This window comes from Paenibacillus sp. sg306046 (genome assembly GCF_059821225.1).
Map to the genome: position 1 here is coordinate 168750 of NZ_JCAMRT010000003.1, position 19472 is coordinate 188221.

The window sequence follows — 19472 nt, forward strand, 5'->3', positions numbered from 1 at the left end:
AAAGCTGCCGTTTTCCCGCTTACCTAGTATAAAGGTCGGATTGTTATCCCGTCCAACAAAATGTGAGCGGTTTTGCAAAATAAGGCAGGCTGAACGCCCCCCCTATAACGAACCGGATTGTTGACAAAATCGTAGTGCAGCAGTTTAATGTTTCTAGCACTCCCGAGCCATAACATTTATCCCTTCCTAGTTCATATCTCATGCAAGCTGCGACGCTAATTCGTAAACCATGCCAGACAGGAGGCTCCCCCTATGCTTGCTCTGAAGCAGCGCGGAACCTTCATCATAGGTACGGCGTTTCTCGCGTGTCCCGAAAGCGGCGCCCATGCTGTGTACAAGCAGATGATTCTTTCGGCCGACGAGTCTTCTACAGAGATTACGACCATCTACTCGGGCAAAGCGGCAAGAGGCATTCGAACAGCATTTATGACGGACATGGAGCAATATCCCGGACAAATTCCCGCTTTTCCGATCCAGAACGCACTGACTCGCGATATTCGCCAGACAGCGGCAAAGGCAAATAATCCCGACTATATGTCGCTCTGGGCAGGTCAAGGTCTCCGGTTAGCCGCCGACCGCTCAGCCGCCGCCATTGTCAAGCAAACGATCGAACAAGCGCAGGCGCTCACAGGCAACCATGGCTTTGCAGAAAACCGCAGCCTCGTGCACAGGTAAGCTTCCAACCGCTCAAGGTTTGTTCGGAAATATCCCTGTCGTGATCATCATGTTTGCAACTACGGCAACCGACCGGGGACGGAACTTTAGACAAAATTTCAAGAATAAAGAAGCCTTCAAACCCACTGTTTCGTTGGGGTTGAAGGCTTTTTCGTTTTAAATTAGGGACTGGCTCATCCGTTGGTCCCCATCCGGGACAACCTCGTTGTGACGGACATGAGGCTGCTTACTTTGTGCGGGCCTGCCGCTCCAGCTCGGCCTTCACCGCCTGGACGCCAAGCCGCGGACTGGACAGCACCGGCAAGCCGGTTGCCTCGCGCAGCGTCTGCTCCATCCGCACCATGGAGCCTTGCGCCAGCACCAGCGCATCTACCTGACCGGCAACCCGCTTCGCCGCCTCCAAAATAAGCCGATCATGCTCGTCCGGACGACCTGACACGAGCGCTTCGTACGCCCCTTGGGCGAGCGTATCCACGATCTGCACATTGGCCCGGCCTAGCCGATCCGCTTCCCGGCGCAGCAGCTGCCGGGTGGGCGCGAGCGTCGTCGGCAGCGTCGCCAGTACGCCAATCCGGTCGTATTGGGCCGCGGCATGAGCAGCCATCGCGTCATCAATTTTGACGAGCGGCGTGCGCAGCAGCGGGCGCGCCCAGTCCGCCGCCTCCCCGACCGACGAGCAGGTGTTCAGAATGACATCCGCCCCGACTTCCTCCCCATGCTGGTAATATTGCACAAGTCGGCGCGTCACCTCCGGCGTCACCTGACCCGCTTGGATCACATCCGCAATCAGACTGTCGTCGATGATCGTAATAATCCGGCAGCCCGGCAGCTCCTCCTGCATAATCGGCTGCAGCCGTTCGGCCAGCCCTTGTCCTGTATAAATGGCGACTACGGTAGCCATCATTTTCCCTCCCTTGTCACATGTACCGGCCGATTCGGCTCGCGCAGCCGCCCTTCCTCCGCCAGCCAGCGGTCCGCATCCGGCAAGTCGAAGTGGCGAAGCATGCCCGGGATAATAAAGCTGAGCGAATCCGTCTCATCGTAAAACGGCGTCCGAATCCAGTCCCCGATGCTGCTCATCCGGTTGTCCGTCTGCACGGCGCGAACCCGTGAATCAAGCAGCGCCGCCAGCTGCGCATAAATGCCGTACCGCCCGCTGCCATACAGCTGAATATCGGCGGCATCGACATTTTTCAATCCGGCCGCCAGCTCCACCGCTCGCAGCACATCGTAGGTACGCACCGCCGCCATACTGTCGTCCAGCCACATCAGCTCATCGGTAAATTTATCCATCAGTCCAAATCGCTTGAACGGCTTCTCTTCCGGGTGGTTCAAATGCGGCAGCAGCGCCCCGATACCGGTCGGGTTCAGTACCATCGCGATGCGACCGGCAGCGCTCGTTTCCTCGATCCACTGCACATGCTCCTGCAAGCGGCTTGTTCCGCCGTCCCAGACGGCAATCGTAACCGGCAGCCGCTGCTGGGCCGCCGCTGCCTCGAAAAATTGCAGCGCATGTCCGAGCAGCCCCGGCTGGCTCCACCAGGCCGCGCGGATGACCCACATGCTGCCGATTTCGCCGCCGCCCGACAGGCGAGGGTTCAGCTCGCAACGCTCGCGCCCGGCATAGACGCGGTCGCGCAGCCAGCGGGCAGCCTGCGCCTTACGCTCCCCTTCTTCGACGGCAGCACGCAGCCCCTCCAGCCGCTCCAGGCGAGCAACCGTTTCCGCATGCCCGTTCCGTGCCTGCGGCCAGTCGCCATTCACTTGGCCGCTTTGCGTGCATAGCAGCTGCTCGGCCGGGATCAGCTGAATTTGCTCATCCGCAGGCTCGACGGCCGCCCCGAGCAGCCGCTCGGAGAAAAACCGGGCCGCCGCCTTTGCCAGCGGCAAGGAAAAGCGGTGCACATTTTCATCCTCATAAATGCCCAGCTTGTCCGCCTCGCCGTACAGCTCCCAAAACCGGCGGTTAACGGCAACATTGTGACGAGGCGCCTCAATCGGCACGGAATCATAGGTCGTCGCCAGCACAAGCACCGGACGCGGAGCCATCGCCAGCAAAATATCCTCATGATCAAATCCAAGCGCCGAGAAGCCCGGCCACTTCTGCTCCGCGTCCTGCGCTTTGCCTGTCAGCAGGAAGTACGGACGGTTCATAATAAATCCGCCCGGAGCCGCCGCCGCAATTCGCCGATCAGCCATCATCAGCAGCGCCGTCTGCGTTCCGCCGCCGGAATGTCCGGTTGCGCCGATCCGCGCCGGGTCCACCTCGGGCCGGGTGATCAAGTAATCAATCGCCCGCATCGCATCGTGCAGCATGTAGCGGGCATAGCTGTCGCCGAGCGGCAAGCATTGCCGTCCGACATTCTCATGCTCGGTTACACTTGTCATCGGCGCTTCACCGGTTGCCGGATCAAAGAAGCCGAACCGTTCTCCTTGGCCGACAGGATCAAGCGACAGCACCACAAGTCCGGCATGCACCAGGTAATGACATACGGTCTGGTATTCGTCGCAATGCTTCGCTTGCTCGCGGTGTCCGCACATCAGCAGCACGGCGCCGCCCGCTTCCGTCCTGCCGTCCGGGATGTACAGATTAGCTGTCGCATACACATTGGGACGCGGCTCGAAGACTATCTTTTCCACACGAAAGCCGTTCCCCGCCACGATGCCGGTGACGACAGCATTCAGCGGGGTATCCATGGCGGGCAATCCGCCCAGACATTGCTCCAGCCCGTCGCGAATCGCTTGCTGGCGGCGCTCCACCCCGGCGCGATCAGTGATCGCCTCCCGCTCCTGCTCGCCTCGGCGTGCGGCCCGGATCGCTTGCTCATACACCCAGCGGGGCAGCTGGCTTTTTACATCAAAATGAGCAATTTGCACTTTCTCCAGCTTCTCGTACAACGCGCTAACCTCCTCCAATTTCCGTAAGCTGCGTCTGTGGCGGGGCATCCAGCAGCTCGTTTACACGTACCGGCTGTCCGCTCTGCACGGAACGCCAGATCGCCTCGCCGGTCAAGACAGAGCGTGCTCCTGCCTCAGCCCCGGCCAAAATATCATACGGACGCAGCGGGTCCGGTCCCAGAAACAAATCTTCCAGCAGCAGCGGGTCCCCCCCGCCATGACCGCCCGCGCGCGGCACGACATGAATCGTTTCCTTGCCGCCGAACAGCGGGTAATAGTCAATCGTCTGCGGCGGAATATCAAATGAAGCGCGCCCGGACAGCATCTCCATCGTCTCCAGCCGTCCCTTCGTACCGTTAATCGCAAGCCGGTAGCCCTCATAGGGCAAGGAGAAGTTCACCGAATAGCTGAGCAGCGCGCCGCGATCGTATTTGACGACTGCTGTGTAGGTATCTTCAATGTCGATGTCTGAATCAAACATACAGGCGTCAGCGCGATAGCCGGTATAGCTGCTCGGCTTCACGTCGATCTGGCCGAGATGATCGTCAGGCGGCGGCGCTTGCTTGCTTCGGGTCGACCAACGCATCGTATAGGCGCAGTTCGGCTTGACCTGGCACGTGCCGCAAAACCGTCCGTCCTCCTTGGCCGGATTCAGCTCGCCTTCCGCTCCGAAATAATTCAACGCCCCATATGAGAACGCTTCCAAAGGTGTCTGGTCAATCCACCAATTGACCAGATCGAGATGATGGGTGCTTTTATGTATCGACAACCCGCCGGAATGACTCCGCTTGCGGTTCCAGCGCTTAAAATAGCTCGCGCCATGGTACGTGTCCAGATACCAGTTCAAATCGACCGAGGTGACGCGCCCTACCCGGCCTTCCAAAATCAGCTCCTTGATCCGTGTATGAATCGGAGCGTAGCGGTAGTTAAAGGCGACGCGCAGCCGTCCCTGGCTGCCTGCTTGCGCATCCAGCACCCGCCTGCAATCGGCCCCGGTCGTCACCATCGGCTTTTCCGATATGACATCCAGGTCCCGTTCCAGTCCTTTGACAATATAATCCGCATGCGTATGATCCGCTCCCGCAACAATCAGCACATCCGGCTTCGTCTCCTCGATCATCCGGTCGAACTCCTCCGGCGTGTAAACCGGTATCCCGTTTAAGGACGGAAACTTCTTGAAGCAATTGCGAAACCTCGCCTCGTCCTGATCGAGCAGTCCGACGATTTCGCAGGTTGACTGAAACGTATCCAGCATGGAGCGGATGAACATCCCGTTCGCCCTGGCGCTCACGCCGCAAATGACGTATCGTTTTTTGGCCAAACTGACTCCCTCCTGTCTACAGACAGTATACCCGTTGTCAGACAATGGGCCAGTAGTGGATACGACTGTCATTATAGGGGGATTGTGCAGACGGAGCGGCGGCCCGTTATAGCAAAACCCCCTACCGGATGTTTCGGCAGGGGGTTTTGGACTCTACAGAGCCGATTATGGTGTAGGCTCAAGAATAAATCTCTTCTTCCTGATGCCATGGTTGGAGGCCAGATACAGGGTAAATTCAGAGATATTGTTTGTCAATTTGTTCTCCGTGTTGCGTACGTAGGTCACCTTGAAATCTGTACCAACTGAAATCGTGTCACGTCCTTTATTAGCCGGGTCTGTAAATGGCTCCCTGTATCTAACATTCCCAACGAATACCTTAACGTCCAGGAGACTGCTATACTTCGCAATGTTAAAGTCAATGGTATGCCCGAATTGGTCTCGGATTTGGAAATTACTCCGGCTGTTACCGATTAGTTCTTTATCCCAAATCGTTAATCCATTCAAATTCAGCGTGTCTCCCTTTTTTTTGACTACATCTGAGTCATTCAGCTTCCCTTCCTTGACATAAAGTTCTTCAGCTATAACTGCAACATCCTTGGAAACCGATTGGATTTCGCCGTTGTACGCCTCGAAAAACACCGTTACTTTTGCACGACCGCCATCCAGCCCTACAACCTTGCCTTTGTTATCATGACCGACTACTTTTGTTGAATTCGTCGTTATTCCAAGAATTGGTACATTCCTTGCTACTCTGTACTCTATATCCAGTAAATTTCTGGGTCTAATCTCGACATTTTTCCCGAAGTCTGAATAATTCTTTAGAATATAGGTCGCATCAGTAACGCTGTCGAGCATATTACGGTCATACAATGCCCGACCAGTTGCGAACAAATTGTCCGGCATGTTTAACACATATTTAATCTCAGCAGTGGCCGGATTAATCGACTCCGCAGTGGAGACAAGCGTACTTATCACTCGACTCACTTTAGAATCGGCGGGATTAATTTCAACTAACGATGCCGCCAGCTTATAACTGCCTTCCAAAGTAGCTGAAGCCTTTAATTTAAGAGAGGTAGAACTGATGTCTTTAAGTTCAAAAAATGCCGCGCCATAAACATCGTTTAGTACCGTGCCAACTGGTTTTGCTGGATTTGTTGTATTTTTGATTTCTACCGGAACAATCGAGTTCGGCTCACCACTCGTCCGTTCCCACTCTAGAAGTACCTTAAAGTTAGTCCCTTCTTTTTTGAACTCGTCACCATATTGATCTACAACTCTGAAAGTGGGACCGCCCTCGCTACCAAAGAGCAAAGTATTGTGCAGAGGTCGAACAACTTCCAAGCCGTTTTCATCCGTTTCAGTACTGGATGACATTGCATTTGCTGTTCTTTTTTCCTTCAGTTCTAGCGGGAGCGTCTCCATTTTATTCAATTCGACCATCCTAACCATGACACTGGCCGTTCCAGATCCGGTGACTTGGTTTATTCGAATCTTTCCTTGAGAAGAACCCCAGAATTGTATATTTCGAACCTCAGATGGATTTACACCATATACTACAGCGGGCACCGTCGAACCAAGCTGCAAAGCACCTGTGCTCATAATTTCAAGCTTTCCGCTCAGTTCCGCTGCAACAATTTCAGAAGGCGTCAGCTTATAGCCTGTAGAATCCTTGACGATCAGCTCGACGTATTTGTCAACATCACCTTCAGCAAGCGTCTTGTCCCAGGCGTAGAACTCTACAGAAGCAGGCGTTTTGGGTGCACTAATCTTGATAGCTTTCGTCACTTGTTCGCCACTTCCAGGTGCCATCAAATGAACAATAACCTCTTTATCCGTTTTGAGAGCAGAATGTGACACAAGCTGCAATTCAGGGTAACCGTCATTATCCATATCCTGAAAATTATTAATGGTTGTATCGTACTTTATTACATCTCCAGGAACCATATAGACATTTACACCTAAACCACTGTTCAAAAGAATCGGATCAACAACCCGATTGCCATATTGATCAAATGCTTTAAAATCAAGGAAAGCCTTAAGGCCTGATTTTAAAACTGACTGGCCGTCCAAAAATTTTAGTGCGCCAACCTCGAGTTTAGAAACCATTGCCTTGTCGCCAACTGTAAAAGACTTACTGACTGACTGCGCATTTTTTCGATCCACCAATGAAATGTACACTTGGCTATCGCGGATTTCTTCGGTCAGATCCAGCATGATGAACTTGCTGCTCGGAAACATAATAGGAATCCGGTTTTTAGCGCCCACGGTAATATTGACATTGCTTGCCTTCAGCGTTGTCTCCTCGTCGTACTGGTTGATTGCCTTGTAAGGAATGGCGACGTAGCCTTGCGGAAGCTTGTCGGAGAGTGCCGCGAATTCGATCTTCTTGATCTTTTCTTCCTCGGCGTCAAATTCAAACTTGCCCTTCTCAACCTGGGATTCGGGCAAGCCCTTCAGCTCGATAATGTATTTTCCTTGCTCCATTTTCGTGTCAAGCTCCATGATCGCCTCGGTCAGCGTTTCATCGGTCCACTGCACGAAAGCCGGGATCGGCTTGACAACCGTTTCCGTTGTGGACTGGCTGTTTGTCGTGTTTGTCTCCACAACTCCTTTTTTCGTAATGATCAGCTCGGCCGTCGTATCCACATCGCGGTCCAGCTTGATGGACAGCTTGTTGGACTTGATCGCCTTGACCTCGACGATCGACACCTTGTCAGGCTTGCTCTGCTCCTTCTCGACTGCCTTGGTCGTCTGCATGACCTGGTAAGCGGCCAGCGCAAGCGCTTTCCGAGTAGTCGGCGCGCTTCCTTCGAACGTGCCGTCAGCCCCGGCAGACAGCAGCTTTTTGTCCAGCGCCAGCGCGACGTGGCTTTCAGCCCAGCCGCTCACTGTCGTATCGCGGGCCAGAGTGAGCTTTTCCGCCTCTTTCTCCAGACCCAGACCACGGACCAGGAATACAGCCAGCTCTTGACGCGATACTTCCCCGGCCAGATTGTACAGCTTGCCTTCTGCGTCTGACCCGGTTGTAAGACCCGCTTTCTTCAATGCTTCTACGTAAGGCAGCGCATACCCGAAACTTGGATCATCCGCAGATACGTCGGTGAAGCTGGACTGCTTCAACATCGTATCGACCTGCAGCGAGAAGATGAGCGCAGCAATCTTCGCAAACTGGGCGCGGTTGACCTTTTGGTCCGAGCCGAACGTGTCGGCGGACAGACCATCGAAGATTCCTGCTTTGAGCAGCTCGTCGAGTTGCTTCTTCTCCTCATCGGACCAATCCTGCACATCCTTGAACAAACTCGACGTTTTGCCGGCTGTCGCTGTGGCCGAAGCTTGACTCGCTCCGGTTGCAGCGGACGTTGCCGCAGCGGGAACCTCCTGCGCCTTCGTGCTGGCATCCGCTTCCTCGGCAGAAGCGAATGGAGTCAAACACGAAAAAAGCAGCGCAAAGGATAAAATAGATGCTACGCGTTTAACCAATGGGACACCTCCGTAAATATTGTATGTATGCGCTTTCTTAAATCTATTACAACCGTAACTTGCAAACAGGGGGGTGTTACTGCCACTTTATAGGTTAATCAAGTCATCGTGATTTCGGCGGGAGCAGGACGAGCTTTCCGTCCTCCAGCGTCACCTGCACCTTGCCTGACGGCTCGGCGCCGATGGATTCCAGCAGACTTGCCGGAATTTGCACGCGCCCCGCCTGGTCCAAAATCGCGTACTCCACATGGTACTCCTCCTCATGGTCTGTATCGTCTCCCTCTGTCCCGGTTTCGTCCCCGTCCGACTTGCGGCGCAGCAGCTCGGAGGACGTTTTGCCGTCGCGGATCGCGACAACGCGGTCCACCTTTCGCGCCAGCTGCGGATCATGGGTTACGATGACCACGGTCAAGCCAAACGTGCGGGACAAGTGACGAAACAGATCGAGAATCTGATTCGCCATCCTCGTATCCACGGAGCCGGTCGGCTCATCGGCGAGCAGCAGCTTCGGACGGTTCGCCAGCGCGATGGCGATCGCCACCCGCTGCTGCTCCCCTCCGGAAAGCTGCTGCAGCCGATTGTGCAGCCGATGGCCGAGGCCCACGTCCTCCAGCAGCTCCTTCGCCCGCTCGCGGCGGCGGCGGCCCTGCAGCAGCATCGGCAGCTCCACATTTTGCAGCGCTGATAAATAAGGGATCAGGTTGCGCGCGTTATTTTGCCAGACGAAACCAACCGTCTCCCGCTTGTAGCGAATCAGGTCCCTCTCCGACATGTTCAGCAGGTCCTGTCCGTCCACCAGCAGCTTCCCCGCCGAAGGACGATCCAGACCGCCGAGCATGTTCAACAGCGTCGATTTGCCGCTGCCGCTGTTGCCGATAATCGCCATCACCTCGCCCGCCTCCACCTGCAGATCAAGCCCTTGCAGCGCTACGACCTCCAGATCGGCGATTTTGTAAATTTTAACCAGATTATCGCAAATAATCATCGGTCTAGTCCTCCCCGAGCTTGACAGCTTGATGAATCCGGATGCGCGACACAATGACCGCCAAAATCGACAGCCCGAGCAGCAGCATGACCGCTACAATGACATATAACCTCGTCTGATCCTGCGGATCAAACACGACCTGGAACGGAGGCACCTGCGTACGCGGGTCAAATGACATCTCGAATAGCGGTACAAACAGCCGGCTGGTCAAGCCGCCGGTCAGCATGCCGATGACGATCGCCGCCCCGGAGATCATCAGCTGCTCTCCGACCAGCATCGTCACGAGCTGCCGCAGGGAGATGCCCATCGCCCGGAAAATGCCGTATTGCAGCGTGCGGGCGCGCAGCGACAAAATCCAGTACAGCAAAAATCCGAAGAAGCAGATGCATACGGAGATCAAAAAACCAAGCGTCATCACGCCGTTAATTGCCAGCTGGAACGGCTCCTTCACCGCGCGAATTTGCTCCTGCCGGGCATCGCGCAGCTCGTCGACCTGAAAGCCGTTATCGGCTACCGCCTTATAGACGGCCTGACTGGAGGCGTCCGGCTTCAGCTTCAGCCACACGTCATACGGCTCCAGAGCCAGGTTATTCTGGATGTAGGACAAGTGTCCGACGACAAGCATCGGCTTGCGCACCTTCGTTGTTGTGCCTTGCTTGGTCGTCACATTCACCGTGCTGCCCGGTCCGGGATTCGGATTCCAAGACGGCCAATAGTCGATAATGCCGTACACGGTGAACGACGCCTTCTCGACGCCTTTCCAGCCGATCGCAATCGTCTCGCCGGGAGCAATCCCGTACTCGTCAGCCATGGAGCGAGAGATCAGCACAGCGGACGGACGAGGGGCGATCAGGTTCAAATAGTCGCGGAAATGATGCGCCATCAGCTTGTCGCGCAGCCAGGCCGTTTCACCGAACGCCTTCGTGTCAATGCCCATGAGCTCCACGGTATCGGACACCTTGCCCTTCGTAAATTCCGCCTGCGGCTGCACAAATACTTTCGCGGCGCTTTGCACGCCCGGCAGCTGCGTGAAGGGCAGAAAGGACGGCTCCGCGTACTGGGTGCGGCGAGGCGGCTCCGGGTCGGCTTCGGCTCCGCTCTCGGCGGCGGCCGCCTCGGCCTCCTCCTCCAGCAGGCTATACAAAATAACCGGCGGGGCGTCATTTTCCCACCGCACATCCAGCGTCATATCCGCCCCGGCGGCATACCTAATTTTATCCATGGTGTTGGCATTGATGGTCCGGGTCGCGCTGGCGCCGAACAGTCCGGTCGCAATGGTGACGATCAGAAACACCATGATGACCTGGTATTGGAGCGTCGAGCGGCTGACCTGAATAATCGTCGCATACAGCGACGGCGGCCACCATCGACGCCCGATCCGGTATACCAGGCTCATCAGGAGCGGGTACAGCCGCAGTACAAGCAAGCCCATGCCGAGAATAAAGAGCGCGGGAATCAGAAACAGCAGCGGATCAATGCGCAGATCGCCGGAGCTCAGGCCAAGCGCCAGCAAATCCTTGACCCGCTGGCGGTAATTGTACAGCCCGTACAAGGCGATGCCGATCAGCGCAAAGTCCAGCAAATACGTATGCCAAAACGAACGCTTCGCTCCCCGCGCCGCTTGCTGCTTGTGGCCGACGATGCTGACCCGCATCGCCAGCGCGACCGGAATAAGCGTCATGATCAGCGACACAATGACGGCGACGAGCGCGTACATAAACGCGTCGCCGTTCAAATGAACCTCGACCTTCGCCCGCTGCACAAACTCCAGAAACCCGCTGGACGCGCCAAGCATGCGGGTCAAGGCAAGGCCGCCGTACGGTCCGATCCCAAACGCCAACGCCCCAAGCACCAGCCCTTCCACCACATAGCTGGCCAATATTTGCAGGCGGCTCGCTCCCCGGCTGCGCAGCACGGCAATCTCCGTTTTCTGCCGCTCGGTGATGAGATTGGCGACCATGTACAGATAAAATGCAAGCATCAGCATAACCGGCACGTTCAGCGACCAGAGCAGCTGCCGCAAATTCGCTTCCTTCGTGTAATACGTGCCCAGCGTCTCCATCGCCGGGGCATTCTGGTTATGCGACTCGTAACGCTCGTCCATATGCGTCTCAATCATCCGGTCGGCGCGCCGGAAATCATCCGCCGAAGCAAGCGTCATCCGCGTGTAGTCCAGCGCCGCATACCAGTAGCCGGCTTGGACGTTCAGCTTGCCGTCTGCAAGAAAGTCCCGCTCGAACAGCCCGAAGTCGATCAGAAAGCTGTTTTTGTAGCTGCTCGGGATGTTGTACCAGTACAAATCCTGGTAATCGCTCCGGTCGAACACCCCGACCGGCTTCACGTAGACGGGCGGCTGCCCGGCCGGCACGCCGAGCTTGAACACCTGATCCAGCACCATGCCGAGCTCGGTCAAAGCATCGGACACGACCAGCGCTTCATAGACGCCGTCCACGGCCTCCCTCGCGGGCATCCGGCCGTCCAGCAGCCGGATATGGCCCTCCATGCCGTCCAGCGCCGTCAAGTCCGCCGAGCGCTGCTTGTTCGGATCGGCCTGCCCCGGACGAGCGGACGTCAGTCCATAGCGCTGGGTAGCCCGTTCGCGCACAGACGCCTGCACGGGCAGCTGAAATAACTCTGCCGCTTTGTCCAGCAGAACGTCCGTTTCGGCAATTTTGGCCCCCTTGGCGGCATCGTCCGCCGTCAGCTGTGCCGATAGCCAATAAATGCCCGGATACTGGCCGTTCGCCAGCTGCAGCTGCTTCAGCTCCTGCACGAGCAGCCGCTGCAAAATCGCATTCGTATAAATCGGCATGCTGCTCGCGAGCGCAACGGACAGCACCAATCCGAACAGCAGGCTAAGCTCAAGCCACTTGTTGTTGATCATCTTGCGCAGGATCATAAGAAACAATGCCAACGTCCCGGCCTCCTAATTGTTCAGAATGATCCGCTGGCCTTCGCTGATCCCCTTGCGGATTTCAACCTCTGTGGCGGCGACAATGCCCTTCTCCACGTCAACCTCCTTGCGGCTTTCCCCGTCGATCACCTGCACATAATCGCGCCCCATGTAGCTGCGCAAGCCTGCGCGCGGAATGACCAGCACCTTTTCCCGCTGCTCGGTCACGATGGTAATGTCGGCGTGCGAGCCGATTTTCATCTCCGGCGGCAAGCCGTCCACCTGAATGACGACCGACTTGGCATTTTTCTCATCCACCGCCTTATTGCCTGTCGGCGGCGCGCTCATCGGCGTCTGCACGATGCGCCCCTGCAAGGTCCGGTCCTTGAGCTTGACGCCGACTTCCATCTGCAGCTCGACGCCCGCCAGATCATTCGACGTCGCCGCCGTGTAGATCAGCTTCATCCGCGACGGGTCGGAAATGGTGACGATATCTTTGTAAGCGGTTACCTGATCACCCGGCTTAATCGGGTCCAGATACGTGACGATGCCGTCCATCGTCGCCTTCAGCCGAGCGCGCTGCAGCTGCTCCTGCAGCGACTTCATCTGGATTTTTGCGCTTTCCAGGTCCAGCGCCTTCAGGCGGACCGCCGGGTCATCCATCGTTTTGCCCCCGGCCAGCTCCTGCTTGAGCGTAATTTCAATTTTTTCGATCGCAATCTCCTGTAGCCGGATTTTATTGTCCATATCGCTTGTCTCGGTCGTCGCGACCACGTCGCCGGCCTTGACCTTGTCGTTCAGCCGGATGTTCAGCTCGATCAGCCGTGAGCCCGATTCCGTATAATGCAAGTAATCCATCTTGTCGGAGGCAAAGGTGCCTACGCCGGTGAGCTGCTTCGTAATATTTGCGCGCTTCACCTCGTAGATCGTCAGCGTTTCCTTCACTGGCTCCACAAGCGGCGGCTCCAGCTCCGCTTCCTCAACAGGCAGCAGCGAGCAGCCCGCCAGCAGCGCTGCAAGCACGCCGGACCAGACAACCGGCAGCAGCAGCTTCTCAAGTTTCGTCCGCAATTCGACCATCCTCCAGTGTGTACACATGATCGGCAATTCGCATGATGGCAGGGTCATGGGTCGTCAGGATGACCGTAATCCCTTCTTCGCGCACAAGCATCTGGAAGGCCCGCATCACTTGCAGCCCCATTTTGCTGTCCAGCTCCGCTGTCGGCTCATCCGCCAAAATCAAGGAGGGCTTGTGCGCAATCGCCCGCGCAATCGCGACGCGCTGCTGTTCCCCGCCCGACATCTCGAAGGGGCGATGCTTCATCCGCGCCTTCAAGCCGACGAGCTCCAGCGAGCGCTCCGCATACGCTTGGTGCAGCTCCGGCTTGACGCCCGCAATACGCAGACCGAACTCGACATTTTCATAAGCCGTCATTAGCGGCACCAGTCCGAACGACTGAAAAATAAGTCCCATGCGCGTCCGCCGCAGCTCATTGCGCTGGCGCTCTGACAATCCGCCAAGATCCTGGCCGTCGAAAACGACGCGGCCTTCCGTCGGCCTGTCCAGCGTTCCGAGAATATTGATCAGCGTCGTCTTGCCCGAGCCGGACCGTCCGCGCAGCGCTATGAGCCGCCGTGGGGCAATATGCAAGTCCGCACCCCGGAGCGCATACACCGCCGCTGCTCCTTTGCCGAACATCCGGGTTACCCCGGTCGCCTGCACAAGCGGCTCCAGCGCCGGGCTGCCCGTAGACTGGTTCATATTCCCATCCTCCCGTCTGTCGTCTGTACTTAGGCTGTTTGCCCGGGTTGACTGCCCCGTTCGGCCAAATAGCCCCAATCCGGTTGGATTGGGGCGGGGCCGCAACGCTTATTTGGATTGCAGTGCCCAGACTGCAGCGGATTCAAGCAGCTTCCATTGGGCGTCGGTCGATTTGGTCGACATTCCGGAAGCCATATAGAAGAACACGGTGCGCGCCGGAACGGCTTCGCCCTTCAAGTTTTTCGCGCCTTTGTCGTAGGCGTAGATAGTCGCTTTCTTTTCGTCGCCCGCAACGGTGGCTACGACTTGCGCCTCCTTGGCAGGGACGCCGTAGTACACAATGCCGTCTTCCGTGTACACCTCCGGCGTACCGGTCAAGCCGCCTGCAAGAGCATGGGTGGAATCCTTGATGGAGATGGTGCGTACTTTGACGACACGACTGTTTTCCGAAGTTTCGGACAGCTGCAGATCACCCATCGAGATCGCCTTGTTGTAAATAACCGGAATTTCCAGCTTCTTCATGTCTTCCAGATTGGCTTGCACGTACTTCGCATTAGTCGTTTCACTGATCAAAATGAGATCGAAGCCTTTAACCCGCTCTGCGTTAAGACGACGGTCAATCAAATAGCTGACAACGAAGCCCAGCTGCTTCAGACGATCGCCTGTGAGCACATCCTCGGCCGCTTTTTCACGGCCGACGATCAGCAATTTTTTGCCTTTAGGCGATACAACTGCCGCAGGCTGGTCCTTATCTTTATCCTTCTCCGGCTCAGCTGCCGGAGCTGTCGGCTCGGCTGGGGCCGCCGCCGTCGTCGGGCTTTTGCCGATCATCTGCTTGGCTTCATAGCTGGCCAGCGCCAGCATCCGGCGTGTCGCGGACGACTTGCCGTCGAAGCTGCTGCCGGACGCATTGCTCAGCAGCTTGTTGCTCAGTGCCAGGCCGACGTAACGTTTCGCCCACTCGTCAACCGACGAATCCGAAACCGGCGAAGCCTTCGCTGCCGCATCTTCCCAGCCCAAGCCGCGAATCAGGAACGCCGAAAGCTCTTGGCGCGATACAGGACCTGCCGGGTTGTACAGCTTGCCGGTGCTGTCGGAGCCGTTCGTCAAACCGGCTTCCTTCAACGCTTCGATGTAAGGAAGCGCGTAGGAGTTGGCCGGGTCGTCGGAGCGCACATCCGTAAAGGACGAGCTGCTCAGCGTCTGATCGACCGTCAGGCCGAATACAATCGCAGCGACCTTCGCGAACTGGGCGCGGTTCATTTGTACATCAAGACCGAAGGTGTCATCCGTCAGTCCGTTGAACACGCCGTCGCTCAGCAAAGCGTTAAACTTATCCTTCTGATCCTTGGGCAAATCCTTCAAGTCCTTGAAATCGTCCGCTGTCTTCGCCGCCGCAATGCGAACCTCGCCAGCCGCTCCCGCAACCGCTGTAAAGGATAGCAGGGTCATCCAGACGAGCATCAGGGACAGCAGCACATTTATACTTTTTTTCAAATGATTCACCTTCTCTTATCCAGTTATTTTGATGATGCCTTCTGCGTCTCAATGGCTTGGGTTGACTGCTCTTCCATCATCCGCAGCGCCGTCACGAACCGCCTTCGATTCAAGCGGACCAATCACGCCTTCCTTTGCCAGCTCGAGCTGGCGCTCCTCGGACAAAATAGCCGCAATCGCCTGGAAAGCCAAATCCTTTTTGGTCGATTGCTTCGTAATATACATCGAATACACATTCGGCTGATACCGCGTGTCCGGCGCTTCCGCGAAGGAAGGAACCGAGACGATATCGAAGTTCACGTTTTTATTTTGCTCGTAAAAGGACACCAGATGATCGACGGTCGCTACAACCATCGCGATGTTTCCTTTGGTCGCAAACACCTCGACCGTATCAAACGGGTTGGCCGGGATCTCATAAAACCTGCGCAGGTTGTCAACGAGCGCTGGTTTTAGTTCATATAATGACCCGGATTTTGCGAAAAGCCCTTATATTTGTCGAAGATGTCTTTGTTGTAAAACAGTACAAAGTCGTTATTGACGAAGGGCAGCCCGAAAATTTGTCCGTCCGTCGTCAAGTTTTTCATCTGGGCAAACATCGCCGGACTCATAGCTTGACAGCAGGACGAACGAAGCGGCGACGGACAGGAGTCCTTTGCTTAATTTTTCCATGCGACGATTGCAGCCTCCCTATCCGTTTTGCAGCGTCCACAGAACAAGATTGTCCAGCAGCTTCCACCCTGCATCGGTTGAGTTTTCGTGCATCCCGTTGCTCCAGAAGTAAAACGAGGTACGCGCCTTCACCACATTTCCATTGTCGGCCTTCGTGCCCTTGTCATAGTAATAAAGCGTCGCTTTCTTCTTGTCACCCGGGATCGTGGCGATGACCTTGGCTTCCTTGCCCGGCAAGCCGTAGCTGACGCCAAACTTGTCGCTGGCTTCAACAAACACATCGAACGTACCGGATAATCCGCCCGCTACCTTGTGCTTGCTGTCCACAATTTCGATCGCTTTTTTATTTTTCTCCGTTGCGTTTTCTTCAATCGCGGACAAGCCAAGATAGTACATCCCGTGATTTTTCACATAAACGGTCGGGATCGCAATATCCTTCATAAAGCCGTCCTTCAAATATTTCGAGTTGGTCGTCTGGCTGTAGTAGATCAGGTCGAAGCCCTTCACTTCATCCGCATTCACATCGCGGTCGTCGAGATGGGTGACCTGAAAGCCTAGCCCCTGCAGCCGCTTGGACACGGCTACATCCTCGGCAGGCGAACGCTCGCGCCCGACGAACAGCAGCTTCTTGCCCTTCGCGGAAATTTCCTCCGCCTTAGGCGCTTCCGCAGGCGCTGTGGCCGGCGGCGTAGCCGGCGCGGTTTGCTGCGGCGCTTCCGCCTTAGGCTCCGCTTTCGGTTCCGGCTTCGGCTCCGTCTTGGGAGCTGCGCTGGCTTCCGGCTTCGCTGCCGGCGTCTCCGGCTGGGCAGCAGGCGCAGGCGTATCCTTCTTATCGCCTGCTGCAGCGGCTGCATCCGGTTTAACCTCCGGCTGCCTGGCCGGCTCCGTTGGCGTCGTCGCAGGTGTTTCCGTCTTGGCTGGCTCGGTTGGCGCAGGCGCATCCGGAGCTTTTGTTTCAGCTCCGCTGCTTGGGGCTGGCGCCGATGTCGCAGGCGCAGCCTCCTGGCCTGCTTCCGAGGAGGAGCAGGCCGTCAGCATGACAGCCAGCATCGCAACGAATAGCCAGGTGAGCAATCGTTTCAAGTTGGCAGGCTCCTTTCGTGGCGGCTACTTCGCCGCTTTCTGGGTCAAAATGGTCTTGGTTGTCTGTTCCTCAATCATCCGCAGCGCTGTCGCCGAATCCTTCGACTCGCCGAAGATCAGCGGAGCAAAGACGTTATGCACGCCCACATCGACATACGTCAAGCCGTTGGCGCGAGCGGCCGGCGGCATGGCATTTTTACTGTAGAAAATGCCTTGCGTATTTTTCCCTTGCATTTGCGGGAGGTTTTTGCCGAACGCCTCCTGAACGGCCTTGCTTTCCAGCGGGCCGATGATGCCTTCCTTGGACAGCTCAATCTGCATTTCCTCGGACAGCATGTACTGGATCACCTCGAAGGCCAGATCCTTCTTCTGCGACTGCTTCGTAATGTAGGCGGCATACATATTCGGCTGCGCCTTGGTCCTCGGCAAGTCCGCGTACGACGGCATGGCAACGACATCGAAATTAAGGTTTTTATTGATCTCATGCCATTGGATAATTTTCTCGGATACATGAACGGACATCGCGATTTTTCCTTTAGGGAAATCATCCACGGACGTAAACTGGTTCGCCGGAATTTCATAGAAGCGGCGCAGGTTGTCAACCGCTTTCTTCCAGCCGTCCGTGTTCAGCTCGGCCTTGTCCTCCGTCAAGCTAAGCGGCGACAGCGACAGCTGGTTGTAGTTCATATACAAGCCCGGATGCTGCATGTAGCCCTTGTACGTATTTTCGCCTTCGACACGCGTCAGCTTCTTGGCGATTTCGTAAATTTCATCGTACGTCATGCCATCCTTCGGGTAGTCAACGCCGAACTTGTCGAAAATATCCTTGTTGTAGAACAGGACGAAATCGCTGAGCTGGAACGGCAAGCCGTAAATTTTGCCCTCCGGCGTCACGTTTTTCATTTGCGCGAATGCGGCAGGGTTCAGCTTGCTGGTGTCAAAGTTGTATTTCTTGATCAGCTCGGACATATCGTATTGCAGGTCATTGTCCAAAATATAACGCTGCAGATTCATCCGCGCATTATCGATAATGATATCGGGAATCGTTCCGGCAGCGATCAGGTCTTTATACTGGCGGCCCGGGTTGTCCCAATGCACATGCTTGAACTTGACATTAGGGAATTTCTTCTTCAGATGCTGGCCAATCTGCTTTTCATAATTTTCTTCCTTCGCATAAAATGCGGGATATACGGTATAAATGAACAATTCGTTGTCTGCTGCCTTCTCGCCCTTGTTAGCCTCCGGCGCCGGTTGTTTATCCGTGCTGGCGGGCGCATCCGTACATCCTGCTGCGGACAACGCCAAGGCTAATGTGATCCCGGCTGCAATAAATTTTTTCATGCTTGTATAGAGCCTCCCTTTTCCTGTTCGCGTATTCATGGTTCAGTTCAATTCTCGCGCCATCTAAAATAGTAACCGCTTACTTGTATAACTTTATTACGAAATCAATCCGCTTACATTAGGGGGGCATTTCCACTTTATAGGTTATTTGGCGCATGTTATTTCGCGCCGCTTACCCAGTTTACCGCTGCATCGAACAGCTTCCAGCCCTGCTCCGTCTGGTTGATTTCTTCCCCGTAGAACATGTAAAACAGCATTTGGCGGGCGAGCACCGACTCGCCCTTGACGTTTTTCGCGCCCTTTTCATAGGCAAAAATCGTGGCGTTTTGCGATTCACCCGGTACCGTCGCGATGACAATCGCCTCGTCGCCCGGCGTCGCGTAGCCGATCTTGCCGTTGTCCTTGTAGACGTCCACCTTGCCCTGCAGGCCTGCGGCAAGCAGATGGCTGTTATTTGTAATTTCAATCGTTTTGGCCGCGCTTGGCCCCCCGAGATGACCGTAAGCCTCTCTCGGCGAAAGACCGATATCCGGCGTGGCCTGCACCTCGGCGTAAATGACCGGAACCGGCAGCTTGGAGAAGTTATCGCGGATTTTATTCGAATTGACCGATTCGCTGACGTAGACCAGCGCATAATCCTTGCCGGACTCCGGGGTCACTTCCTTGTCGGAAATGACAGTCACTTCCCTGCCGTGAACCTCACGCAGACGCTTGGCTACAATCGCATCGCCGCCGCTATCCTTGCCGACAAGGAGCGTCTTCTTCGGATTGACAGCTACAGCAGCAGGCTCCGTCGAGGCGGTCTGGCAGGCGGCCAGCAGCAGGAATGAGGCTAATACCGCAGTTAAACCGAGCAAACGTTTCATCG

Annotated in this window: 14 protein-coding genes and 1 pseudogene; 1 reads left to right on the forward strand and 14 read right to left on the reverse strand. The window is 56.0% G+C overall.

Features of this window, described 5'->3' with window-relative positions:
* Positions 1–285 precede the first annotated feature (285 nt).
* A pseudogene (locus AC6ROY_RS04270) lies at positions 286–675 on the forward strand (NAD(P)H-dependent flavin oxidoreductase); the annotation flags it as partial.
* 226 nt (positions 676–901) lie between these two features.
* Here AC6ROY_RS04270 and AC6ROY_RS04275 read toward each other — a convergent pair.
* The 14 genes from AC6ROY_RS04275 to AC6ROY_RS04340 all read right to left on the reverse strand — a co-directional run bounded on the left by AC6ROY_RS04275 (position 902) and on the right by AC6ROY_RS04340 (position 19470).
* Positions 902–1576 carry an aspartate/glutamate racemase family protein gene (locus AC6ROY_RS04275; RefSeq protein ID WP_500098778.1) on the reverse strand — a complete coding sequence of 225 codons (675 nt, stop codon included), beginning with the start codon at positions 1574–1576 and terminating at the stop codon, positions 902–904.
* Positions 1576–3573, reverse strand: a complete 1998-nt coding sequence (locus AC6ROY_RS04280) for an alpha/beta hydrolase family protein (RefSeq protein ID WP_500098779.1) — start codon at positions 3571–3573, stop codon at positions 1576–1578. The genes AC6ROY_RS04275 and AC6ROY_RS04280 overlap by 1 nt, the downstream gene beginning before the upstream one ends.
* A gap of 4 nt (positions 3574–3577) precedes the next feature.
* Positions 3578–4894: a Gfo/Idh/MocA family protein gene (locus tag AC6ROY_RS04285; RefSeq protein ID WP_500098780.1), complete on the reverse strand. Its 1317-nt coding sequence runs from the start codon at positions 4892–4894 to the stop codon at positions 3578–3580.
* Between the two features lie 165 nt (positions 4895–5059).
* Positions 5060–8374: an S-layer homology domain-containing protein gene (locus tag AC6ROY_RS04290; RefSeq protein ID WP_500098781.1), complete on the reverse strand. Its 3315-nt coding sequence runs from the start codon at positions 8372–8374 to the stop codon at positions 5060–5062.
* A gap of 103 nt (positions 8375–8477) precedes the next feature.
* Complete coding sequence (locus tag AC6ROY_RS04295; protein WP_500098782.1) at positions 8478–9359, reverse strand: ATP-binding cassette domain-containing protein; 882 nt, start codon at positions 9357–9359, stop codon at positions 8478–8480.
* Between the two features lie 4 nt (positions 9360–9363).
* On the reverse strand, positions 9364–12273 hold the full coding sequence (locus tag AC6ROY_RS04300; protein WP_500098783.1) for an ABC transporter permease: 2910 nt from the start codon (positions 12271–12273) through the stop codon (positions 9364–9366).
* Between the two features lie 12 nt (positions 12274–12285).
* Positions 12286–13323 (reverse strand): efflux RND transporter periplasmic adaptor subunit, encoded by a 1038-nt coding sequence (locus AC6ROY_RS04305; protein WP_500098784.1) that lies wholly within the window; start codon positions 13321–13323, stop codon positions 12286–12288.
* A complete protein-coding gene (locus AC6ROY_RS04310; RefSeq protein WP_500098785.1) occupies positions 13307–14014 on the reverse strand; it encodes an ABC transporter ATP-binding protein in 708 nt (235 codons plus the stop codon). The genes AC6ROY_RS04305 and AC6ROY_RS04310 overlap by 17 nt, the downstream gene beginning before the upstream one ends.
* A gap of 108 nt (positions 14015–14122) precedes the next feature.
* Positions 14123–15511, reverse strand: a complete 1389-nt coding sequence (locus AC6ROY_RS04315; RefSeq protein ID WP_500098786.1) for an S-layer homology domain-containing protein — start codon at positions 15509–15511, stop codon at positions 14123–14125.
* 48 nt (positions 15512–15559) lie between these two features.
* Positions 15560–15865 (reverse strand): hypothetical protein, encoded by a 306-nt coding sequence (locus AC6ROY_RS04320; RefSeq protein ID WP_500098787.1) that lies wholly within the window; start codon positions 15863–15865, stop codon positions 15560–15562.
* 95 nt (positions 15866–15960) lie between these two features.
* Entirely contained in the window at positions 15961–16107 is a 147-nt protein-coding gene (locus AC6ROY_RS04325) for a hypothetical protein (RefSeq protein WP_500098788.1), read from the reverse strand.
* Between the two features lie 91 nt (positions 16108–16198).
* On the reverse strand, positions 16199–17263 hold the full coding sequence (locus AC6ROY_RS04330; protein WP_500098789.1) for a hypothetical protein: 1065 nt from the start codon (positions 17261–17263) through the stop codon (positions 16199–16201).
* 24 nt (positions 17264–17287) lie between these two features.
* Complete coding sequence (locus AC6ROY_RS04335; protein WP_500098791.1) at positions 17288–18604, reverse strand: ABC transporter substrate-binding protein; 1317 nt, start codon at positions 18602–18604, stop codon at positions 17288–17290.
* A gap of 158 nt (positions 18605–18762) precedes the next feature.
* Positions 18763–19470, reverse strand: coding sequence for a hypothetical protein (locus AC6ROY_RS04340; RefSeq protein WP_500098793.1), 708 nt, complete (start codon positions 19468–19470; stop codon positions 18763–18765).
* Positions 19471–19472 lie beyond the last annotated feature (2 nt).

What these genes read in the sequence shown, in the direction of transcription:
- AC6ROY_RS04275 (WP_500098778.1), bottom strand. Translation starts at nt 1,576, where the DNA reads ATGGCTACCGTAGTCGCCATTTATACAGGACAAGGGCTGGCCGAACGG.
- AC6ROY_RS04295 (WP_500098782.1), bottom strand. Translation starts at nt 9,359, where the DNA reads ATGATTATTTGCGATAATCTGGTTAAAATTTACAAAATCGCCGATCTG.
- AC6ROY_RS04310 (WP_500098785.1), bottom strand. Translation starts at nt 14,014, where the DNA reads ATGAACCAGTCTACGGGCAGCCCGGCGCTGGAGCCGCTTGTGCAGGCG.
- AC6ROY_RS04320 (WP_500098787.1), bottom strand. Translation starts at nt 15,865, where the DNA reads ATGGTTGTAGCGACCGTCGATCATCTGGTGTCCTTTTACGAGCAAAAT.
- AC6ROY_RS04325 (WP_500098788.1), bottom strand. Translation starts at nt 16,107, where the DNA reads ATGTTTGCCCAGATGAAAAACTTGACGACGGACGGACAAATTTTCGGG.
- AC6ROY_RS04335 (WP_500098791.1), bottom strand. Translation starts at nt 18,604, where the DNA reads ATGAAAAAATTTATTGCAGCCGGGATCACATTAGCCTTGGCGTTGTCC.
- AC6ROY_RS04340 (WP_500098793.1), bottom strand. Translation starts at nt 19,470, where the DNA reads ATGAAACGTTTGCTCGGTTTAACTGCGGTATTAGCCTCATTCCTGCTG.